This window comes from Bradyrhizobium sp. AUGA SZCCT0105 (assembly GCF_018129565.1).
In the GTDB taxonomy this organism is placed as follows: Bacteria; Pseudomonadota; Alphaproteobacteria; order Rhizobiales; family Xanthobacteraceae; genus Bradyrhizobium.
This window is the reverse complement of sequence record NZ_JAFCMK010000008.1, coordinates 259,374-278,592: the sequence shown is the minus strand read 5'-3', so window position 1 is coordinate 278,592 and position 19,219 is coordinate 259,374. Positions and strand designations below refer to the sequence as shown.

The 19,219-nt window shown below is 63.0% G+C and carries 23 protein-coding genes and 1 tRNA gene; 18 read left to right on the top strand and 6 right to left on the bottom strand.

Annotated features, from left to right (window positions below):
• Positions 1–7: 7 nt before the first annotated feature.
• From JQ573_RS32330 to JQ573_RS32290, 9 genes are all read left to right on the top strand, one after another.
• Entirely contained in the window at positions 8–832 is an 825-nt protein-coding gene (locus tag JQ573_RS32330) for an alpha/beta fold hydrolase (RefSeq protein ID WP_212317199.1), read from the top strand.
• Between the two features lie 169 nt (positions 833–1,001).
• The gene (locus JQ573_RS32325) at positions 1,002–1,661 is read left to right on the top strand and encodes an epimerase (RefSeq protein ID WP_212317201.1); all 660 of its coding nucleotides are present in this window, start codon (positions 1,002–1,004) and stop codon (positions 1,659–1,661) included.
• Positions 1,662–1,749: 88 nt separating this feature from the next.
• Positions 1,750–2,178 (top strand): DUF2948 family protein, encoded by a 429-nt coding sequence (locus tag JQ573_RS32320; RefSeq protein WP_212317202.1) that lies wholly within the window; start codon positions 1,750–1,752, stop codon positions 2,176–2,178.
• A gap of 119 nt (positions 2,179–2,297) precedes the next feature.
• Positions 2,298–3,593, top strand: a complete 1,296-nt coding sequence (hisD, locus tag JQ573_RS32315) for a histidinol dehydrogenase (protein WP_212317203.1) — start codon at positions 2,298–2,300, stop codon at positions 3,591–3,593.
• The gene (locus JQ573_RS32310) at positions 3,590–4,096 is read left to right on the top strand and encodes a UPF0262 family protein (protein ID WP_092123128.1); all 507 of its coding nucleotides are present in this window, start codon (positions 3,590–3,592) and stop codon (positions 4,094–4,096) included. Before hisD ends, JQ573_RS32310 begins: the two co-directional genes overlap by 4 nt.
• A gap of 147 nt (positions 4,097–4,243) precedes the next feature.
• The gene (locus JQ573_RS32305; RefSeq protein ID WP_212317204.1) at positions 4,244–4,708 is read left to right on the top strand and encodes a low molecular weight phosphatase family protein; all 465 of its coding nucleotides are present in this window, start codon (positions 4,244–4,246) and stop codon (positions 4,706–4,708) included.
• Positions 4,709–4,903: 195 nt separating this feature from the next.
• On the top strand, positions 4,904–5,533 hold the full coding sequence (locus JQ573_RS32300) for a Maf-like protein (protein WP_092123132.1): 630 nt from the start codon (positions 4,904–4,906) through the stop codon (positions 5,531–5,533).
• Between the two features lie 198 nt (positions 5,534–5,731).
• Positions 5,732–5,914: a DNA gyrase inhibitor YacG gene (yacG, locus tag JQ573_RS32295; protein WP_212317205.1), complete on the top strand. Its 183-nt coding sequence runs from the start codon at positions 5,732–5,734 to the stop codon at positions 5,912–5,914.
• Between the two features lie 140 nt (positions 5,915–6,054).
• Positions 6,055–6,130 (top strand) — tRNA-Phe (locus JQ573_RS32290).
• Between the two features lie 363 nt (positions 6,131–6,493).
• Here the strand turns inward: JQ573_RS32290 and JQ573_RS32285 are convergent.
• Positions 6,494–7,399, bottom strand: coding sequence for a LysR family transcriptional regulator (locus JQ573_RS32285; RefSeq protein WP_212317206.1), 906 nt, complete (start codon positions 7,397–7,399; stop codon positions 6,494–6,496).
• 139 nt (positions 7,400–7,538) lie between these two features.
• Here JQ573_RS32285 and JQ573_RS32280 point away from each other — a divergent pair, with 139 nt between their 5' ends.
• The 3 genes from JQ573_RS32280 to JQ573_RS32270 all read left to right on the top strand — a co-directional run bounded on the left by JQ573_RS32280 (position 7,539) and on the right by JQ573_RS32270 (position 10,309).
• The gene (locus JQ573_RS32280) at positions 7,539–8,399 is read left to right on the top strand and encodes an alpha/beta fold hydrolase (protein WP_212317207.1); all 861 of its coding nucleotides are present in this window, start codon (positions 7,539–7,541) and stop codon (positions 8,397–8,399) included.
• 14 nt (positions 8,400–8,413) lie between these two features.
• On the top strand, positions 8,414–9,427 hold the full coding sequence (locus JQ573_RS32275; RefSeq protein ID WP_312011694.1) for an alpha/beta hydrolase: 1,014 nt from the start codon (positions 8,414–8,416) through the stop codon (positions 9,425–9,427).
• 111 nt (positions 9,428–9,538) lie between these two features.
• Positions 9,539–10,309 carry an MOSC domain-containing protein gene (locus JQ573_RS32270; RefSeq protein ID WP_212317208.1) on the top strand — a complete coding sequence of 257 codons (771 nt, stop codon included), beginning with the start codon at positions 9,539–9,541 and terminating at the stop codon, positions 10,307–10,309.
• Between the two features lie 36 nt (positions 10,310–10,345).
• On the opposite strand, the gene JQ573_RS32265 is transcribed toward JQ573_RS32270, so the two are convergent.
• The 4 genes from JQ573_RS32265 to JQ573_RS32250 form a co-directional block, all read right to left on the bottom strand.
• Positions 10,346–10,888, bottom strand: coding sequence for a carboxymuconolactone decarboxylase family protein (locus JQ573_RS32265; protein WP_212317210.1), 543 nt, complete (start codon positions 10,886–10,888; stop codon positions 10,346–10,348).
• 98 nt (positions 10,889–10,986) lie between these two features.
• Positions 10,987–11,667, bottom strand: a complete 681-nt coding sequence (locus tag JQ573_RS32260) for a DJ-1/PfpI family protein (protein WP_212317212.1) — start codon at positions 11,665–11,667, stop codon at positions 10,987–10,989.
• 242 nt (positions 11,668–11,909) lie between these two features.
• On the bottom strand, positions 11,910–12,461 hold the full coding sequence (locus JQ573_RS32255; RefSeq protein ID WP_212317302.1) for a carboxymuconolactone decarboxylase family protein: 552 nt from the start codon (positions 12,459–12,461) through the stop codon (positions 11,910–11,912).
• Between the two features lie 174 nt (positions 12,462–12,635).
• Positions 12,636–13,541, bottom strand: coding sequence for a LysR substrate-binding domain-containing protein (locus JQ573_RS32250; protein ID WP_212320528.1), 906 nt, complete (start codon positions 13,539–13,541; stop codon positions 12,636–12,638).
• 139 nt (positions 13,542–13,680) lie between these two features.
• On the opposite strand from JQ573_RS32250, the gene JQ573_RS32245 reads away from it, so the two are divergent.
• The 6 genes from JQ573_RS32245 (at position 13,681) to JQ573_RS32220 (ending at position 18,610) form a co-directional block, all read left to right on the top strand.
• The gene (locus JQ573_RS32245; protein ID WP_212408777.1) at positions 13,681–14,232 is read left to right on the top strand and encodes a hypothetical protein; all 552 of its coding nucleotides are present in this window, start codon (positions 13,681–13,683) and stop codon (positions 14,230–14,232) included.
• 372 nt (positions 14,233–14,604) lie between these two features.
• Positions 14,605–14,814, top strand: coding sequence for a DUF2945 domain-containing protein (locus tag JQ573_RS32240; RefSeq protein WP_212318396.1), 210 nt, complete (start codon positions 14,605–14,607; stop codon positions 14,812–14,814).
• Between the two features lie 12 nt (positions 14,815–14,826).
• On the top strand, positions 14,827–15,375 hold the full coding sequence (locus tag JQ573_RS32235; RefSeq protein WP_212318394.1) for a DUF488 family protein: 549 nt from the start codon (positions 14,827–14,829) through the stop codon (positions 15,373–15,375).
• Positions 15,376–15,478: 103 nt separating this feature from the next.
• Positions 15,479–16,750, top strand: coding sequence for a serine hydrolase (locus JQ573_RS32230; protein WP_212318392.1), 1,272 nt, complete (start codon positions 15,479–15,481; stop codon positions 16,748–16,750).
• A 585-nt stretch (positions 16,751–17,335) separates the two neighbouring features.
• Entirely contained in the window at positions 17,336–17,719 is a 384-nt protein-coding gene (locus tag JQ573_RS32225) for a hypothetical protein (RefSeq protein WP_212318390.1), read from the top strand.
• 213 nt (positions 17,720–17,932) lie between these two features.
• A complete protein-coding gene (locus JQ573_RS32220) occupies positions 17,933–18,610 on the top strand; it encodes a Crp/Fnr family transcriptional regulator (protein ID WP_212318388.1) in 678 nt (225 codons plus the stop codon).
• A gap of 55 nt (positions 18,611–18,665) precedes the next feature.
• On the opposite strand, the gene JQ573_RS32215 is transcribed toward JQ573_RS32220, so the two are convergent.
• Positions 18,666–19,217 (bottom strand): hypothetical protein, encoded by a 552-nt coding sequence (locus tag JQ573_RS32215; RefSeq protein ID WP_212318386.1) that lies wholly within the window; start codon positions 19,215–19,217, stop codon positions 18,666–18,668.
• Between the last annotated feature and the right edge of the window lie 2 nt (positions 19,218–19,219).

Genomic DNA, 19,219 nt, shown 5'->3' with positions numbered 1-19,219 from the left:
GCAATCAATGCCCACCATCACCACCAAAGACGGCGTCGAGATCTTCTACAAGGATTGGGGTTCGGGCCAGCCGATCGTGTTCAGCCACGGCTGGCCGCTGTCGTCGGACGATTGGGACGCGCAGATGCTGTTCTTCGTGGGTCACGGCTTTCGCGTGATCGCCCATGACCGCCGCGGCCACGGCCGCTCCGCCCAGGTCGCCGACGGCCATGACATGGATCACTACGCCGACGACCTCGCGACCGTCACCGCGCATCTCGACCTGAAGAACGCCGTCCATGTCGGCCATTCCACCGGCGGCGGCGAGGTGGTGCATTACATCGCCCGCCACGGCGAGAGCCGGGTGGCAAAGGCCGCGATCCTCAGCGCGGTGCCGCCGTTGATGGTGCAGACCGCGGCCAACCCCGGCGGCCTGCCGAAATCGGTGTTCGACGGCCTGCAGGCGCAGCTCGCGGCCAACCGCTCGCAGTTCTACCGCGATCTCCCGGCCGGGCCGTTCTACGGCTACAACCGGCCCGGCGCGAAACCGTCGGAAGCCGTGATCCAGAACTGGTGGCGGCAGGGCATGATGGGCGGAGCCAAGGCGCATTACGACGGCATCGTCGCGTTCTCGCAGACCGACTTCACCGAGGATCTGAAGAAAATCAATGTGCCGGTGCTGGTGATGCATGGCGACGACGACCAGATCGTGCCCTATGCCGATTCCGCCCCGCTCTCGGCCAAGCTCCTGAAGAACGGCACGCTGAAGACCTACAAGGGTTTTCCGCACGGCATGCCGACGACCGAAGCCGAGACGATCAACAAGGATCTGCTGGCGTTCATCAAGGGCTGACGGGCGGCTGCGCGGTAGGCTGCGCATCTCAACATCGCGCAGCTTCACCGACACCTAAGTGAGGGAGCCTGTCCGTCGTGCTCACCTCACGAAAGATCACGCGCTCATATATCGTCCTGTGACACGGTCCTTGCCGTTGGATCGAAGTCGCCGAAAAGGAGCACATTGCATGAAAGTCATCCTGTTCGGCGCGACCGGCATGGTCGGGCAGGGCGTGCTGCGCGAGTGCCTGCTCGATCCCGGCGTCGAACGCGTGCTGGCGGTCGGGCGCAGCCCGACCGGGCAGCGCGATCCAAAGCTCGTCGAGTTGATCCATGACGATTTCGTCGACTACAGCGCGATCGAGCCGCAGCTCACCGGCCATGACGCATGCTTCTTCTGCCTCGGCGTCTCCTCGATCGGCATGGACGAGACGCGCTACCGGCATCTGACCTACGACATCACGCTGGCGGCGGCGACGACGCTGGCGCGGCTCAATCCCGGCATGGTGTTCACCTATGTCACGGGCCGCAGCACCGATTCCACCGAACAAGGCCCGCTGATGTGGGCGCGGGTGAAGGGCAAGACCGAGAACGACCTGCTCAAGCTGCCGTTCAAGGCCGCCTACATGTTCCGGCCCGCCGGTATCCAGCCGCTGCACGGGGTCCGCTCGAAGACCGGCTGGGTGCAGGCGATCTATGTCGCGACCTCGCCGCTGCTGTCGTTCCTTGTCCGCGTTGCCCCGAGCTACATGACCACATCGGAACAGCTCGGCCGCGCCATGCTCAAGGTGGCCCGCGACGGCTACCCGAGGCCAGTGCTGGAGAGCGAGGACATCAACAGCCTCTGATGGGCGGCGGCAGGGCCGGTTCCCTCGAGCCGGATTTCCCTTCGGCCACGTGCTATCTCTGGCGGCCGAAGGCGTTATAACCACCGTCATGTCCCCACCCGCACCGCTGAAACTGATCGCCCTCGATGCCGATGACCTCGCGGTGATCTCCGCCCATGTACAGGACGCCCGCGTCCAGCCCGCCGACATCGTCTGGCGCCAGGACGAGAAGCGCCTCGTGGTCGGCCTGAACCGGCTGGACTGGGAGCAGACCTTGGCCGGTGTCACGTCTTCGCGCCGGCTGATCGCCGCACTCAGGTTCGACCGGGTGCTGGCATGCAAGTCGCGCAACATCGACCTGGAGGCCCCGGAGGCCACCCTGGAACTGCTCGGGATCGAATTCCACGCCTCCGACCCGCCGGGCGGCAGCGCGCTGCTGATGTTCGGCCAGGGTGCGGCGCTGCGGCTCGATGTCGAGTGCCTGGAGTGCGAATTGACCGATCTCGGGCCCGACGATCTCGGGGTGGGGCCGGGTTGATTCTTGGTCGTCCCTGCTTTCGCAGGGACGACAGCAATTTCAACCTCCCTTGAAGGGTTGACGGCCATTATCCGCCGCGCCATTGAGCAGGGACCCGAATTCCTCTTCAGAAAGCCGCCATGCCCGTTCGCCTGGACCGACAGAGCGCCGATTTCGAGCAACGCTTCCGCGAGTTCCTGGCGGCCAAGCGCGAGGTATCGGCCGACGTCGAGCGCGCCACCCGCGCCATCGTCGACGACGTGGCGGCCCGCGGCGATGCGGCGCTGCTCGAGGCGACAAAAAAGTTCGACCGGCTCGAACTCGACGCCGCCGACCTGCGCATCACCGCCGCCGAGATCGACGCTGCGGTTGCGGCCTGCGATGCCAAGACCGTCGAGGCGTTGACATTCGCGCGCGACCGGATCGAGACCTTTCACCGCCGCCAGCTGCCCAGGGACGAGCGCTTCACCGATGCCGCCGGGGTCGAGCTCGGCTGGCGCTGGAGCGCGGTCGATGCGGTCGGGCTCTACGTGCCCGGCGGCACCGCGGCCTATCCGTCCTCGGTGCTGATGAATGCGGTGCCGGCCCGGGTCGCCGGCGTGCCGCGGGTGGTGATGGTGGTGCCGGCGCCGGACGGCAAGCTCAACCCGCTGGTGCTGGCGGCAGCAGGTCTCGGTGGCGTCTCGGAAATCTACCGCGTCGGCGGCGCCCAGGCGGTGGCCGCGCTGGCCTATGGCACCGCGACCATCGCGCCGGTCGCCAAGATCGTCGGCCCCGGCAACGCCTATGTCGCCGCGGCCAAGCGGCTGGTGTTCGGCAAGGTCGGCATCGACATGATCGCCGGCCCCTCCGAGGTGCTTGTCATCGCCGACGACACCGGTAATGCGGACTGGATCGCGGCCGATCTCCTGGCGCAGGCCGAGCATGACGTCAGCGCGCAGTCGATCCTGATCACCGACAGCCCACGGCTCGCGGCCGATGTCGAGCGCGCGGTCGAGGCGCAGCTTGCGACGCTGCCGCGTGCGGCGATTGCGCGCGCCTCGTGGGATGATTTTGGCGCCGTGATCATGGTGGCAAAACTCGACGACGCGGTCGAGCTCGCCAATGCGATCGCGGCCGAGCATCTGGAGATCATGACCGCGGACGCCGAGGGCCTGTCGAAAAAGGTCCGCAACGCCGGGGCGATTTTCCTCGGGCCCCATACGCCCGAGGCGATCGGCGACTATGTCGGCGGCTCCAACCATGTGCTGCCGACCGCGCGCTCGGCGCGGTTCTCCTCGGGCCTCGGGGTGCTTGACTTCATGAAGCGAACCTCGATCCTGCGGTGCGGGCCGGATCAGCTTCGTGCGCTCGGGCCCGCCGCGATGACGCTCGGCCAGGCCGAGGGTCTCGATGCCCATTCACGTTCCGTCGGATTGCGCCTCAACCTCTCATGAACAAGCCACCAGACGACGAGGATTCCAACAATCGCATCGTCGCGGTGACGCTCGACGAGGAATCGATCGGCCGTTCCGGCCCCGACATCGAGCATGAGCGGGCGATCGCCATCTACGACCTGGTCGAGCAAAACCTGTTCGCACCCGAAGGCGCAGCCGGGCCGGGGCCCTATACCCTGCATATCGCGATCACCGGCAACCGGCTGATGTTCGATATCAGGAAAGAGGACGGCGCGCCCGTGGTGGCGCATCTCTTGTCGCTGACGCCGTTCCGCCGCGTCGTGAAGGACTACTTCATGATCTGCGACAGCTACTATCAGGCGATCCGTACCGCGACACCGGACAAGATCGAGGCCATCGACATGGGCCGCCGCGGCATCCATGACGAGGGCTCGCGCACGCTTCAGGAGCGGCTCAAGGGCAAGGTGCGCGTCGATTTCGAGACCGCGCGGCGGCTGTTCACGCTGATCACTGTGCTGCACTGGAAGGGTGAAGGCGCATGATCCCGACCCGGAGGGCCGCGTTAGCGCAAAGTGGGTACCGGTTTTCGGATCAGATCATGCGCCAAGAAAAGAGGCGCATGATCCCGATGATGATCGCCGCCTCGGCAGACGACGGGGGCGTACCCCGGTCGAAAAAAGCCTGATCGCATGGAAGCGCCGCGCGCGCGCTCCCCGCAGGCCGTGCTGTTCGCATGCGGCCACAACGCCGTGCGCTCGCCGATGGCCGAAAGCCTGCTGCAGCAGATGTTCCCGCAAGGCGTCTATGTCCGCTCCGCCGGCGTGAAGAAGGGCGAACTCGATCCGTTCGCGGTCGCCGTGATGGCCGAGTTCGGCCAGGACATTTCCGGCCACAAGCCGCAGACCTTCGAGGAGCTCGAGGACTGGGAGGGGCTGAACTTCGACCTCATCATCACGCTGTCGCCCGAGGCACACCACAAGGCGCTGGATCTGACCCGGACGCTCGCCGCCGCTGTCGAATACTGGCCGACCCCTGATCCGACCGGCACCAGCGGCAATCGCGAGCAGAAGCTCGCCGCCTATCGCGAGGTTTGCGACGGCCTGTTGATGCGCATCCGCCGCCGTTTCACCAAGGCCGGCGTGGCAAACTTGTGAGGCTCCGCGCAGGGACCCGCGTGTTCCGATTCGCAAGGTCGGCCCCTTGTCGCCAGACTGACAAACAGCTGTGCTTATGGGGCCTTGTCGCCCACGGGGAAGCGCGATTCGCGGCCGGTTCCAAGGTTGTGCATCGATGCCCCATCCGATAGGTTCCGCCCGCGTCCGTCCCCCCGATTCAGCCCAAAAGCCCGCATGCTAGGCCGTCCCAAATTCGTTCTTGCTTCCGGTTCGCCGCGGCGGCTGGCCCTGCTCAACCAGGCCGGCATCGAGCCCGACGCGCTGCGCCCGGCCGACGTCGACGAGACCCCGCGGCGGGGTGAGCTGCCGCGCGCCTGCGCCAACCGCCTGGCGCGTGCGAAAGCGGACGCGGCGCTGAAGTCGGTGCAGCTCGACGACGATCTGCGCGGCTCCTTCATCATCTCCGCCGACACGGTGGTCGCGGTCGGCCGCCGCATTCTGCCGAAAGCCAATCTGGTCGACGAGGCCGCGCAGTGCCTGCGCCTGCTGTCGGGCCGCAACCACCGTGTCTACACCGCGATCTGCGTGGTGACGCCGCGCGAGGCGTTCCGCCAGCGCTTGGTCGAAACGCGCGTGCGCTTCAAGCGGCTCAGCGACGACGACATCCAGGCCTATATCGGCTCCGGCGAATGGCGCGGCAAAGCCGGCGGCTATGCCGTGCAGGGCATTGCCGGATCCTTCGTGGTCAAGATGGTCGGCTCCTACACCAACGTCGTCGGCCTGCCGCTCTACGAGACCGTGACCCTGCTCGGCGGCGAAGGTTTCCCGATCCGCCACGGCTGGCTCAACGCCGTCGCGGTGTGAGGCATCCAGTTTCGCGCAGCGACGGCAGTCGATAGCCGGATGCGATAGCCCTTCCCAGGGGCGCGCCGCCAAAATATCGAAAACAACCCCATGCACAGTAGCCGGCGACTGCCGGCGTTCGACGCGGCACCTTGGCTCGTCAAGCAGCGATGGAGCGCAGCGGAACATGCGGCAGATGATGTAAGCTCCGGCCCAGCCATGACCCACCAAACCCGAACACCCCCGGCCACCGCGCGCGCCTGCCCGATCTGCGGCAAGCCCGCCCAGCAGGCCTTTCTCCCGTTCTGCTCCTCGCGCTGCCGCGACGTCGACCTCAACCGCTGGCTCAGCGGCCGCTACGTCGTTCCCGGCCGCGAGGACGACGTGGAGGACCCCGAATAGCCAAGATTTCCCAACAAGTTGGGGAAACAACGCCAGGCGGGCGGCGCCCGGCAAAGCGTTTCGCGAAGGCGGGTGGACACAGCGCCCCGACCTCTCTATAAACCGCCCGCTCGCTGCGGCCTTTTCGGCCCCGCGGGTTTGCCCAGGTAGCTCAGTTGGTAGAGCATGCGACTGAAAATCGCAGTGTCGGTGGTTCGATCCCGCCCCTGGGCACCAAACTACGATATTCTACGAGAATGTACGATGCAGCTCCGGTTTGGGAGCGCAATGTCGCTCGACGACTGATGGATCGCAGCACGCTGCATTGGCGGAGCCGGTCACTGGGCGAGGGCCCATTCCTAGAACGGGCAGTTACGGAACGACCGCTTGGCGCAAAGCGGCGGCCCTTTCAGCCGTGTTTGCTGGCATCATTGACGTCCCTCCTCTGCGCGACGGAAGTTTGAGTCATGCGGTCGGTAACGCGGCAATCACAAGTGACGCGCCGACACCTATGACGCAGGAGGAATGTGCCGGCTTCATAGCGACATTGGAGGTTGCTTCTCTGGCAGAAACCATCGCGCAGTGATGAGAGCGGGCAAGCTAGAAGGCCGCGTGCTCCAACCGTTCGCGCAGGCGCGGAACCACAAAATCGACGAAGGCGCGCAGTTTCAACGGCAAGCGGTTCTGCTTGTCATAGACGAGATGCACGGGCCGCGGCGCAGGCTCGAAAGCATCGAGAACGACCGCCAGCCGGCCGCTCCGTACATGGTCCTCGACCTGATACGAGTTCGTGCGGATAAGACCCGCTCCGCCTAGCCCCGCTTCAATCGCGGCGTCGATCGTATTCACGCTCAGGCGCGAGCGGAAAGACGTGGTGATTTCGGATCCTTCGGACTCGAATATCCATGTGGTCGGCGAGGAGACGCCGTCGAAGGAAATGACGCTGTGTCGCGCCAGATCGTCGGGCGTTTTGGGAACGCCGTTCGCGGCCAAGTAATCCGGAGCCGCGCATACCAGCCGCCGGACCGAACCCAGGCGCGTCGCGATCAAGCTGCTGTCCGGCAACTCACCGATACGAAGCGCGACATCAACCTGGTCATCCAGGAAATGCGTGACCCGGTCGGTGAGGACCAAGTTTACCGCGACTTCGGGAAACGCGGAGAGGAAACGCGTCACCGCGGGCAGCATGTGCATCCGTCCGAACATGATGGGCGCGGTGACCGCCAGCTCACCCTTTGGCTCCGTGTACTCGCCGGAGGCCGCGCGTTCGGCTTCCGTCAATTGCTCCAGGATCGACTTCGCAGCCGTGACGTAGGAGCGCCCGGCCGGCGTCATTTCCAGGCCCTTGGCCGATCTGATCAGAAGGGTCGCGTTCAGGTGGGTTTCCAGTTCGGCGACCTTGCGGCTGACGGTGGCCAGCGGAAGCCGAAGGTGCCGGCTGGCTTTGGAAAGGCTGCCGCACTCCACGGCTGCCAGCAGGGTCGTCATGGCTTCAAGTCGGTCCAAGGGCTTCCATCCAGCGAGAGGTCTCCTCCCGAAGATATCGACTATCGGCCATCCATGGAAGGTTTCAAAAGGTCGCCCATAGACACGACGACGGGCGGCGCCGCCGCCCGCAGGATGTCCCAACCGCCGAGGAACGACCATGAACACCCGAATTTTCCATCGGACAGCAACCGTCAATGGCCGCAAGATCTTCTACCGGGAGGCGGGCGATCCTGCGGCGCCGACCATCCTGCTGCTTCATGGTCTGCCGACCAGCAGTCAGATGTTCCGGGAACTGATGCCGGCTCTGGCTGACCGCTTCCACCTTGTCGCTCCGGATTACATCGGCTTCGGCCATTCCGACGCCCCGTCGAACAAGGAATTCACCTACACCTTCGACAACTTGGCGGCGCACGTGTCTGGGTTGGTCGACGTTTTGAAGCTCGATTCGTACATCCTTTACATGCAGGACTACGGCGGCCCGATCGGCTTGCGCCTGTTCACGGAGCGCCCCGATCGGGTGAAGGGCTTCATCATCCAGAATGCCAACGCCTACATGGAAGGCGTCGGCGATGCTCCCAAGGGCGTGCTCCTGCCCCTGTGGGAGAAGCGCACGCCGGAAACCGAGAAGCCGGCACGCGACTTCGTCAGCCTGGAAGGCACCAAGTTTCACTGGCTGGTCGGCGCCAAGGATCCGGAGGCGATCAACCCGGACAACTGGGTGCTCGATCAGGCGCTGCTCGATCGGCCCGGCGTGCAGGACTACCAGGTCGACCTGCTGGAGAACTACAAGACCAACATCGCGCTCTATCCCGAGTGGCAGGCCGCCTTTCGTGCTCACAAGCCGAAGACGCTGATCGTCTGGGGCAAGCACGATCCGTTCTTCATTCCGCCCGGCGCCCGTGCGTATCTCAACGATCTGCCCGACGCCAAGCTGGTCTGGCTCGATGCCGGGCACTTCGTGCTCGACGAGAACGCTCCGCAGGTGGCGGCCGAGATCAAGGCTGTGTTCGCCGCCTGACTGCGGTCCTCGCATTGGCCGGTCGCCGTTACCAGACGGCCGGCCTTGGTGTTCTTTGCAGGAGTCCGATCATGAAGAAAATACTCGCTACCGCGTTTCTAGCGGCGAGCACTGCGCTTTCCTCATCCGCCGGCATGGCAGGCGCGCAAACGGTGCCGTCGATCTCGTCGACGACGACCTACCATAAGGTGACGGTCGACGGGCTGAAGATCTTCTACCGCGAGGCCGGCCCGAAGGACGCGCCGACCATCCTACTGCTGCACGGCTATCCTTCCTCGTCCCGGATGTTCGCGACGCTGATTCCGCTCTTGGCGGACCGCTATCATCTCGTCGCGCCGGACTATCCGGGCTTCGGCGAGAGCGATGCGCCGCCCGCGACTGAGTTCCGCTACACCTTCGATCACCTGGCGCAGATCATCGATGGCTTCACGCAGCAACTCGGATTGCGTAGTTACGTGCTGTACAACAACGATTATGGCGGTCCGATCGGCATGCGCTTGGCCGTCGCCCATCCCGAGCGCGTGAAGGCGATCATCGTCCAGAACGCGGTGGCGCATGATGAGGGACTGGGACCGGCCTGGGATATCCGCAAAGCCTTCTGGAAAGACCGGTCGGCCTACGAAGACAAGGTCATCCCCGGCTTCACATCGCTGGAAGGCGCGAAGGGCCGGCATCTCGGCTCGACGCCGCATTCGGACCGATATGATCCGGAGGCGTGGGAGTGGGAAGGGGCTCACCTTGCGCAGCCGGGCCAACGTCAGATCCAGTCCGATCTGTTCTACGACTACCAGACCAACGTTGCGAGCTATGCGTCGTGGCAGGATTGGCTGAAGCGCCACCATCCGCCGTTGCTCGTTTTGTGGGGCAAGTACGACCCGTCCTTCGCGCTGCCCGGAGCGGAGGCCTACAAGCGTGATGTACCCGATGCGGAAGTCCACATGCTGGACGGCGGCCACTTCGCCCTCGACGAAGCGGTGGATGAAGCCGCGACGCTGATCCGTGCTTTCCTTGCGAAACGCGGAATCTAGCCTTTGATTCCGAGCATTCGGGAATGCTCGGAATTGACCTGTCGAAGTGGGAACGAGCGAGTTGCTGCGCGCTCTTCATCTCACCTGCCACAACGAGAACAACGGATGCCAATGCTGAAGCGTATCAGTCGTTTTCCTGTAAAAGGGTTGGTCGCCGAGGATCTGCCCGAAATCGAGGTAGCCAGCGGACGTGGTCTTTCCCACGACCGGACGTTCGCGCTTGCCTTGGCCGATACCGATTTCGACGAGGCAAATCCGCGTCCCATTCCCAAGACAAAATTCGCCGTCCTGGCCCGCTTCGCTCGACTGGCCGCACTGCAAACCGCGTTCGATATTCCGACTTCGACCCTCTCGTTGCTACATGCGGGTTCTGTTCTCGCGGAGGGTAGTCTCGAGACGACAAGCGGTCGAGAAACGGTGGAAAAGGCGATCGACGAATTCATGGGTGGCGATCTCAACGGTCGACCGCGCGTGGTCAAGGGCAACGGTCATCGCTTCACCGACGTCAGCGTACATTCTCCGGTGTTGATGGAAGCCGTATCCCTGATCAATCTTTCGACCGTGCGCGAGCTGGAGAACAGGCTTCAAAGGCCCGTTGATCCGAGACGTTTTCGCGGCAACCTGCTGGTGGATGGCATCGATCCCTGGTCCGAGATGGATCTGATCGACCGCGAATTCCGGATCGGCGATGTCACCGTCAAAGGCGTTCGGCGGACGAAACGTTGCCCGGCCACGGAGGTCAATCCCGATACGGCCGAGAGAGACATCCGTGTCCCGCTGGAGTTGCGCGAACACTTTGGTCATGGCGATCTCGGGATTTATGTCAAGATCGCGTCGGACGGCATTCTTCGGGTCGGCGATCGCCTTGTACTTCCGGCATGACGGCATGCTTCTAGCGACGCTTTGACGGTCGTGCGTTCAAACGGGTTGCGACCGCACGACCGGAAAATCAATGTCTGTCTTGGCAACTTCGTTCAGGTAGTTGGTGAAAATGTTTTCTGCGACCAGCGCGACGATCTCGACGATCTGGGCGTCGTCGTAACCTGCGAGCCTGACAGCGGCGATGTCGTCGTCGCCGACCCGGCCGCGTTGATCGGCCACCTTAGCAGCGAAATTCACTACGGCTTCCGCTTTGACGCTCTTCGAGCCGCCCTTCCGATTCAGTGCGATCTCGTCGGGAGATAATTTCGCGATATTGGTTGCGAGATAGCTGTGAGCCGATAAGCAGTAGTCTGAACCGTTCACCTGGGCTACCGCTAGGGCGATCCGTTCGCGCGTCTTCGCATCCAGCGTCCCGGATAGTCCTTCCTGAAAAGCGGCGAACGCTCCAAGTGCGGCAGGACTGCTGCCGATCAGACGGCAGAAATTGGGGACGACGCCGAGCTTTCGGTAGATGCTGTCCAGGATCGGCTTGCTGGCTGGCGGCGCATCGTCGCGGGTCGATATCCGCAGTCGGGGCATGAGCTACTCCTTCAAGGGGCCAACCGACCGGCGAATACGCCGATCGCTTGCTTCGTGGGCCGCCCGGATTCAGATTTGATCGGCGGCATTCGGGTCGACTACCGTTCGCCGGTCCGGCTTGCGACGGACTCGATGCGCTGGCGTGTGTCTTTCATCAATTCCGCCAACTGCCCGATCACCATGTAACGGATGTGCGTCGGCGCGGTATCTGCGTTTCCAGCGTCGAAAGTAGGGGCCGGGGCATATTCCAACGCCAGCTGGACGCACTGGGCCGCGTCCGCGCCGCGCAACTCGGAGATCAGTGTCAAGGCGAAGTCCGCGCCTGCGGTGACGCCGCCGCCCGTGATGATGTTCTCATCGCGCACGACGCGCGCCTTCTCAGGTGTGGCGCCGAATGCCGGCAGCATATCGAGCCACGCCCAGTGCGAGGCCGCGCGGCGCCCCTTGAGCAGACCAGCAGCCCCAAGGATCAGAGATCCAGAGCAGACGGAGGTCAGATAGGTGGCGGTGCCCGCCAAACGGCGCACGGCGCTCAGGAAGCGCGAATCTTCCATTGCGTCGATGCAGCCCAAGCCGCCCGGAACGCAGATGACGTCGCACCGTTCGATGGCCTCCAGGTCGGCGAGCTTGTCGAAGGAGAGTCCGCTGGAAGTTACCGGAGTTCCGCCGATGGACGCGACGACCACCGTGATGTCGGGAATCATCGTCAGAAATTGGTGTGGGGCGGTGAAATCAAGCTGCGTCACTTCATTGTAGACGGGGATCACGACGACGGTCATGGGATGTCTCCTCGAAAGCCGTGCTCATCGACGGCCAAGGTTGTTGCTGAATGACTTTGCGGATGGTTTGAGATCAGTCCGATCGCGAGCTTGCGGCGATCGTGTACTTCACGACGCTTCTTCCACTCGCGGGAGGGGCGACAGACGGAGGAACCCCGATGCGGTCGTCGCACTCCCGTGGCGCAGAAACGAGACGGCGGTAAAGCTAGGCGCGCGATTCCGCCGGTTGGTCCATCCGCAGATCAGGCGGCCTTCTTGGTGTGGAGCTCCGGGAACGAAGAGTCGAAGTCGGTCTTGAAGGTGTTGTTGAACAGATTGGTGATGAAGCTGAAGGCGGTCTCGGCAACGATGTCGATGATCTGCGCATCGGTGAAGCCGGCGGCACGCACTGCCGCGAAATCGGCGTCGTCGATATGGCCGCGTGACTTGGCGACCTTGTAGGCGAACTGCAACGCCGCGTCGGCTTGCGGATCGGTGGAATGACCCTCGCGGTTGAGCTCCATGTCTTCCTTGGTCAGGCCGTTCAGCTTGCCGCCCAAGTAGGTGTGGGCCGTCAGGCAGTAGCTGCACCCGTTGACTTCGGCGGTCATGATGTGAAGACGTTCGCGGGTCTTGTGACCAAGGCTTTTGCCGAGCGTCGCATGCATCTCGGCGATCGCCTTCAGGGCATCGGGCGACTGCGAGATGAGGGCGAAAAAGTTCGGCACCAGACCGAGAACTTTAACGTAGTTTTCGAGGATCGGCTGGGACTTGGCCGGGGCGTCCTGGACGGCCGGAATGGCGATGCGAGCCATGATTGTTCTCCTTTGCAATCGAGCCACCGTGGCTCGGTGAGGAGAAAATGTGCGGTTGCGCCGAAAAGAATAATCCGTTGATTTCGAGAGTGTATCTTTCACGGGATGGAAGTTAAGGGCCGCTCGCCGACTATCGGAATTGTCAGAAACGGGCCCCCGGTGGAAGCGCCGAGATCACCCCAGGTTCGACAGGGCAGAGCGCAATTGGCTGGCCGCGAAGTCCAGGAAGACGCGCATCTTGAGCGGCAACAGGCCGCGAGCCGCGTGAACGAGATGGACGGGGATGGATTCCACATCGAACTTTTGCAGGACCTGAACGAGCGCCTTCGAGCGTAGCGCCTCCGCGCAATGATAGCGGTACACCCGAGTCAGGCCGGTGCGCCGGAGTGCGGCCTGGACGGCAGCCTCGGCCGACGTCACCGACAGGCGCGGAACGATGTCGACGTCGAACAGACGCTTGGAGGCCGGATCCCGGAAGGACCACGTGGTCGTGGCGGGACCGGCGAAAATCACGCACGGAAGTGTCTGAAGATCCTTGGGGTGTTTCGGTGTGCCGTGCGCCGCCAGCAGGTCCGGCGAAGCACAGACCACCGTATCCATCGACCCAACGCGGGTCGCGATCATGCTGCTGTCCGGCAACGCGCCCAGGCGCACGGCCATGTCCACGTGGTCGTCGAACAGATGCAGGTTTCTGTCCGACAAGACGAGCCGGACGTTGATCTCCGGGTAGGCGGCAAGGAAGTCCGTGACGATGGGCAGGATGTACATCTGCCCAAACAGTTGGGGCGCCGTCAGCACAAGCTCGCCGCGCGGGGTCGTGTACTCGCTGGATGCGGCTCTTTCGACCTCCTCGATCTCTTCCATGATGCGTTTGACGGCCTCGACATAGTTCTGGCCTGCGTCGGTCAGGGTGAGCTTGCGCGTCGAACGTTGCAGCAGCTTGGTGCCGAGATACGCTTCGAGTTCGCTGACCTTCCGGCTGAGGGTCGGCAGCGGCATGTTCAGCGCCTTGGCGGCCCCCGTAAGACTTCCCTTTTCGACCGTGCGCAGCACGATCGTCATCGCTTCCAAACGGTCCATCTATTCTTCCATCGAATGGAAGTCATACTCCATAAATATCCATATTATCTCTCTCGGCGCAATATCGCAATCTTCGCCAGCCAAGCCCAGCGGCTTGGAAGGGCCATGTCGACGACGTGCCATTGCAACGGAGGCATCGATGATCACGAAGGCCGCGCTGGTTTCTGCACTGACCGACTTTCTCGGTCTAATTCTCCCAGGGAACGAACCTCTGTGCGAGGCGTGGGGACAAAACCGACGGGCTTGTCTCGGCGTTCGGACGATTGCGGCTGTCGCGACTATCTTCGCGCCGCCGGGCACTCTGGCGGCTCAGGACGCGTTGCTCCTCATCATCCCATCGTTGGCTATGGCAAATTCGATGTTCAGGAAGTTGGCGTCGATACGAAAACCTATGCGCCTGCGAGGAAATTTTCCGGTGCTTATTCGCTTAGGTAGGTTTGCCGAGCGGTTGGTTCCCGTCGCCCAGGGTGGATGCGATAGAAGAAGCCAAGTCGCCTCAACCGAAAACTGGTCGGCTCCGAGTGTCGTCGTCGATTTTCGCGGCGAGCTTCCATCGGGCCGTTCAGATCTGCAGGCAGCGCATTGCGCCCCAGTTGCGCCGGTGACGGTTGGAGACGACCGCGCGTGGCAAAGCGGTCGTTCGTCAGCCAACAAGCTGAAGGTGATAGGCTCAAATCCTATCCAGATTTGAACCAAGCCAGAGGTTTGACCAAGCGGCGGCTTCCGGCAGGCCATATAGGTTGTTCCCCCGCCAATAGCAAAACAGGGCTCCCGCGATGGCTTCGCGATGTAGCGAACCTCCGCCACCATGCCAAGCACTCACGCCACCATGCTCAGGACAAACAGCGGTTCGTCGTGTCGGTGGTTGCGTATGATTCCGTCCCTGGGCACCATTCCCCTCGTAGCAATTCTGACCAGCCCAGCCGCGCATTCGGACGATCCAGAACGCAAGGCAGGAACTTGCCCGGCGGCCAACCGGTTTGCAGCGGCGGACATCTTGATTCCGGCGACGGATTTGGCGCCGTATCGTAGAAGCAATCCCGCGCCCGAAGGACATTGCGATATGACCAAGCGATTCAAGGTCGGCGATCACGTCAGATGGAATTCCAAAGCCGGCCGCGTCTCGGGCACCATCATCGCTGTTCATACCAGCGATTTCGACTACAAGGGGCACACGCACCGCGCCTCGGAGGCCGATCCGCAATACGAGATCAAGAGCGACAAGACCGATCACGTCGCGGCCCACAAGGGCAGCGCGCTGCATTACGCGTGATAGGGGCGCGGCGTGACGCTTCCGCTTTTCACGATCGGCCATTCCAATCGCAGTCTCGAGGATTTCGTCGTCCTTCTCACCGTGGCCAGGATCGAGCGCGTCGTCGACATCAGAACAGTGCCGAAGTCGCGTACCAATCCGCAGTTCAACAAGGACACGCTGCCCGCATCGCTGGCGGCCGCGAGTATTTCATATGAGCATCTGGCCGATCTCGGCGGGCTGCGCGGCAAGGCGCGAAGCGTGCCACCTGCGGTCAACGGATTCTGGAGCAATGAGAGCTTTCACAACTACGCCGACTATGCCTTGTCGCCGCAGTTCCACGCGAGCCTGCAGCATCTGCGCGAGGAGGGCCACCGGCAACGCTGCGCGATCATGTGCTCGGAAGCGGTGTGGTGGCGCTGCCACCGCCGCATCGTCGCCGACTATCTCATTGCGTCGGGCGAGACCGTCGTCCACCTCATGGGGGAGGGGCGCCAGGAGCCCGCCCGCCTCACTGAAGGCGCCGTCGTGCAAGGCGATGGTACGGTAGTCTATCCGGCGACGGGAGAACTGGGATTGTGAGGGCGCGGCGCCGCGCCTTGCCGCGCTAGCCGGCGTCATCTAAGCCTGCCGGAGCGGGCAGCGAATTGCATAACAATCGCCCGTGGTCCCCGGTGAGGAAACAATGAGAAAAACCGTCATTGCCGCGGCTGCCGCCGCCACGAATCTTGTCTTCAACATCGCCCATGCCGCGCCGCCGCTCCCGCAAGTCGCGGCGCACCAGGTCGGCTTCTCGGACAAGGGACTGGCGCGGCTCGACGACTTCTTCGCGCGCGAGATCGCGGCCAAGCGCGTACCTGGTGCCGTGGTGGCGATCGCGCGCGACGGCGGGCTCGTGCACTACAAGGCCTACGGCCAGCTCGACCCGGCCAAGGGCACGCCGATGCCGATCGATGCGGTGTTCGCGCTGGCCTCGATGACCAAGCCGATGGCGGCGGTCGCGGGGCTGACGCTGATGGAGCAGGGCCGCTTGCCGCTGCAGGCGAAGGTTGCCGAGTTCTATCCGGCGTTCGCCGACATGAAGATCGGCGTGCAGCAGGCCGATGGTTCGCTGACGATGGAGCCGCAGGCCCGGCCGATCTTCATCCACGACCTCTATCGCCACACCTCAGGCCTGATGTATGGCGGCCGGCCCGACAGCTCGAGCGCGCTGGCGCGGCTCTATCCCGACGGCATGGCACCGGCGGTCGAAGGCGACACGGCGGCCTTCATCGACCGCATCACCAAGCTGCCGCTGGTGCATCAGCCCGGCACCGAGTTCGAATACGGCTTCTCGATCGACGTGCTCGGCGCCGTCGTCGAGAAGGTTTCCGGCCAGCGGCTCGGCGACTATCTTTCGGCCCATGTCTGGAAACCGCTCGGCATGAAGGAAGCGACGTTCCACCCGACCGACGCCCAGCGCGCGCGTCTGGCGCATCCGTTCCCCAACGATCCGCTCACCGGCAAACCGCAAGCCATCAAGCTGCTCGACGCGCCGACCAAGTTCGACTGCGGTGGCGCCTGCTCGTTCGCCACCGTGGGCGACTATGTCCGGTTCGGACAGATGCTGCTCAATGGCGGCGAGCTCGACGGCCAGCGCATCCTCAGCCCCAACACGGTGCGCCTCATGACGTCGAACCATCTCGGGCCCGAGATCAAGAACAACGTCGCCGCGGTCGAGCCGCATCGCGGCGGCTTCGGCTTCGGGCTGGCGGTCGCGGTGCGGACCAGCGAGGGGCTGTCGTCGGTGCCGGGCAATCCCGGCGAGTTCACCTGGAACGGCGCCTACGGCACGCAGTTCTTCTGCGATCCGAAGGAGCGCCTCGTCGTGGTGGTCGGAACCGCAGCGCCCGGCGAGCTGCGCAAATATTATCGCGAGAACGTGCAGGACATCGTCTACGGCGCGATGGTGAGGTGAGAGCCGTCAGCGCAGTGTGAGACCTCTTTCAGCAAGGCATCAAGGCCCATCGCTCGAACTTAAGCGATGGGGCCTTGATTGGCGTGATGAGCGGGCGTGTGGGGCAAACGACCCTGGCGAAGCCGACCGTCATGTTTCGTGTCATGTGAGCAATATTGCTCAGTCGCGGGCAGCGCGGCGTGGCATCGTGCCGGGCTTTTTGGTCTGACGTGTTTTCTTCGCGCGAACCGGGTGCCACTGCGCCCGCAGACGCCGCAGGAAGACTGTCTCGCTCTGCCCGGACGCCGGTGTCATTCCGCCGTTTGATCGGACAGGACGGCTTCAAGCGAAAAGCCCGGCCGCGAGGGCCGGGCTGATCGGCAATATAGTCTATCGAGCAATGTGCCGAATAGACCGGCGACGGCTCCCTCTGTCTGTTCAAAAAGGAACACGGAACCGACTATTTGGGCACCGTCCGCGCCAAACTGCGCGGGAGAGGAATCTGGGTCCGCCCGCGCCTGAATGAGCAATTTGGTACAGACGCCGATCATCCGACGTGTCTTAGTTCCACGAACAGTCCTAAACCTCTAGGTCAGGATGAAGATCATGGAAATCTCCAAGGAAACAAAAGCTGCCATGCGGCCCGCGCTATGGGGTGCTGCAGGCGGAGCAATTGCTCTGGCTATCGTGGGGTTCAGCTGGGGTGGCTGGGTGACGGGCGGGTCGGCCGAGACCCTCGCAAGCAACCGTGCTGCGACGGCCGTCGTCGCAGCTCTCACACCCATCTGCGTTGACAGGTTCCAGCAAGCCGCCAATGCCTCGGCGAACCTGGCCGAAATGAAGAAGGCGACTTACTCATTCGACCAGGGCAGGTTTGTCGAAAAAGGCGGTTGGGCCACGATGCCGGGAAGCACTGAGCCGAACTCGGCAGTCGCAAGGGCCTGTGCCGAATCGCTCGGCAGCGGCAAGGCCGCGGAGCGCCGCAGCTAATCAGGCAACCCGCGCAGGGTGAAATCCGCGCAAAGACGCGCGACCTCTCGACGTGTCCGCATCTCGCGCAATCGCAGGGGGCTCTTGCAAAGGTGGTCAGGCGCGTCGCTTTGACGCCAATTTCGGGCCGCGCGCGCCTTTCCGTGGATGATCATCCTGCAGAACCTTGGTAGCATGACAGAATGCTAACGCCCAGCGAACGAGAGTGCCGTTTTGGTTAAGCCCTCGAAGGACTTGTTTGATCCCAAAAGCTTCTTGGCCAAGGTCGGGGCCGGAAAGTCGATTTCTAGCTTTGGAAAAGGCCAGAACGTGTTCGCACAGGGAGATGTCGCGGACGCGGTATTCTACATTCAAGAAGGAAAGGTCAAACTCACAGTCGTCTCTGACCAAGGTAAGGAAGCCGTGGTCGGGATCCTGGAGCCGGGACAATTCTTCGGTGAGGGCTGCCTCAACGGTCATCCATTGCGGATTGCCACGACCACGGCAATGGAGGACTGCGTCATCACACGAATATCGAAGACGGCGATGATTGCAACGCTCGAAGCCAAGCCGATGTTCTCTCAATTGTTCATGACCTATCTGCTCGCGCGCAATAGCCGAATGGAAGAAGACCTGATCGACCAACTTTTCAATTCCAGCGAGAAACGCCTGGCGCGCCTGCTGCTCCTGCTGGCAAACTTCGGCAAGGAAACCAGCGCGCAACCCATTGACGTCGAAATCAGCCAGGAAACGCTCGCCGAAATGATCGGTGCGACCCGTTCAAGGGTTAGCTTCTTCATGAACAAGTTCCGCAAGCTCGGCTTCATCAGCTACAACGGAAAGATCGAAGTTCACAGCTCGCTTCTAAACGCCGTTCTGCGCGACAAACCCGAGATAGGCCGCAAGGACTAACCGTGGCGCGCTTGAACGGCGCCTACAGCACGCAGTTCTTCCGCGGTCCGCAGGATCACCTCGTCGTGGTGATCGCAACGGCGCATCCGGTGAACTCCGCAAGCATCGCTGCGAGAACGCCCTGGACGTCGTCTATGGAGCGATCGTGAAGTGAGCCGCCTTGCCGTAGCGGACCGCGCGTGGGGCCTAACGGTTCCCGGCTGCTTGTTTCGCCGTTCGTCGCGGGACCAAATCCGCCACAAAGCAACAAACGACGCATTTCTCGCAAACAACAGAATGCGGCTTTCCCGGACTCGATGAAAAAGAGTTTGGGCTGGACTCGCTCCCTCGCGGTTTGTCTGAGACTATTGGCGGCGTCTTGATAGTGCTTGCGAGAGGAATGTTGATGACCTGCAATAGCCTCTTCGATGAAATGAATATCCGCGTCACGCTGAGAGAACCGTGTCGCATCGTCTGCTGCTGACGAATCTGCGGCGCACCGCGGAATTGTGACCGCTCCAATCCTGTGAAAACTCAAGCCTGACTCCGGCTTCAACCAGCCGCGTTGCAACTCGCTGACCCCGTGCAGCTTGGATGCATCGTGTTGCTCGCGCCACCCTTTCACCATAT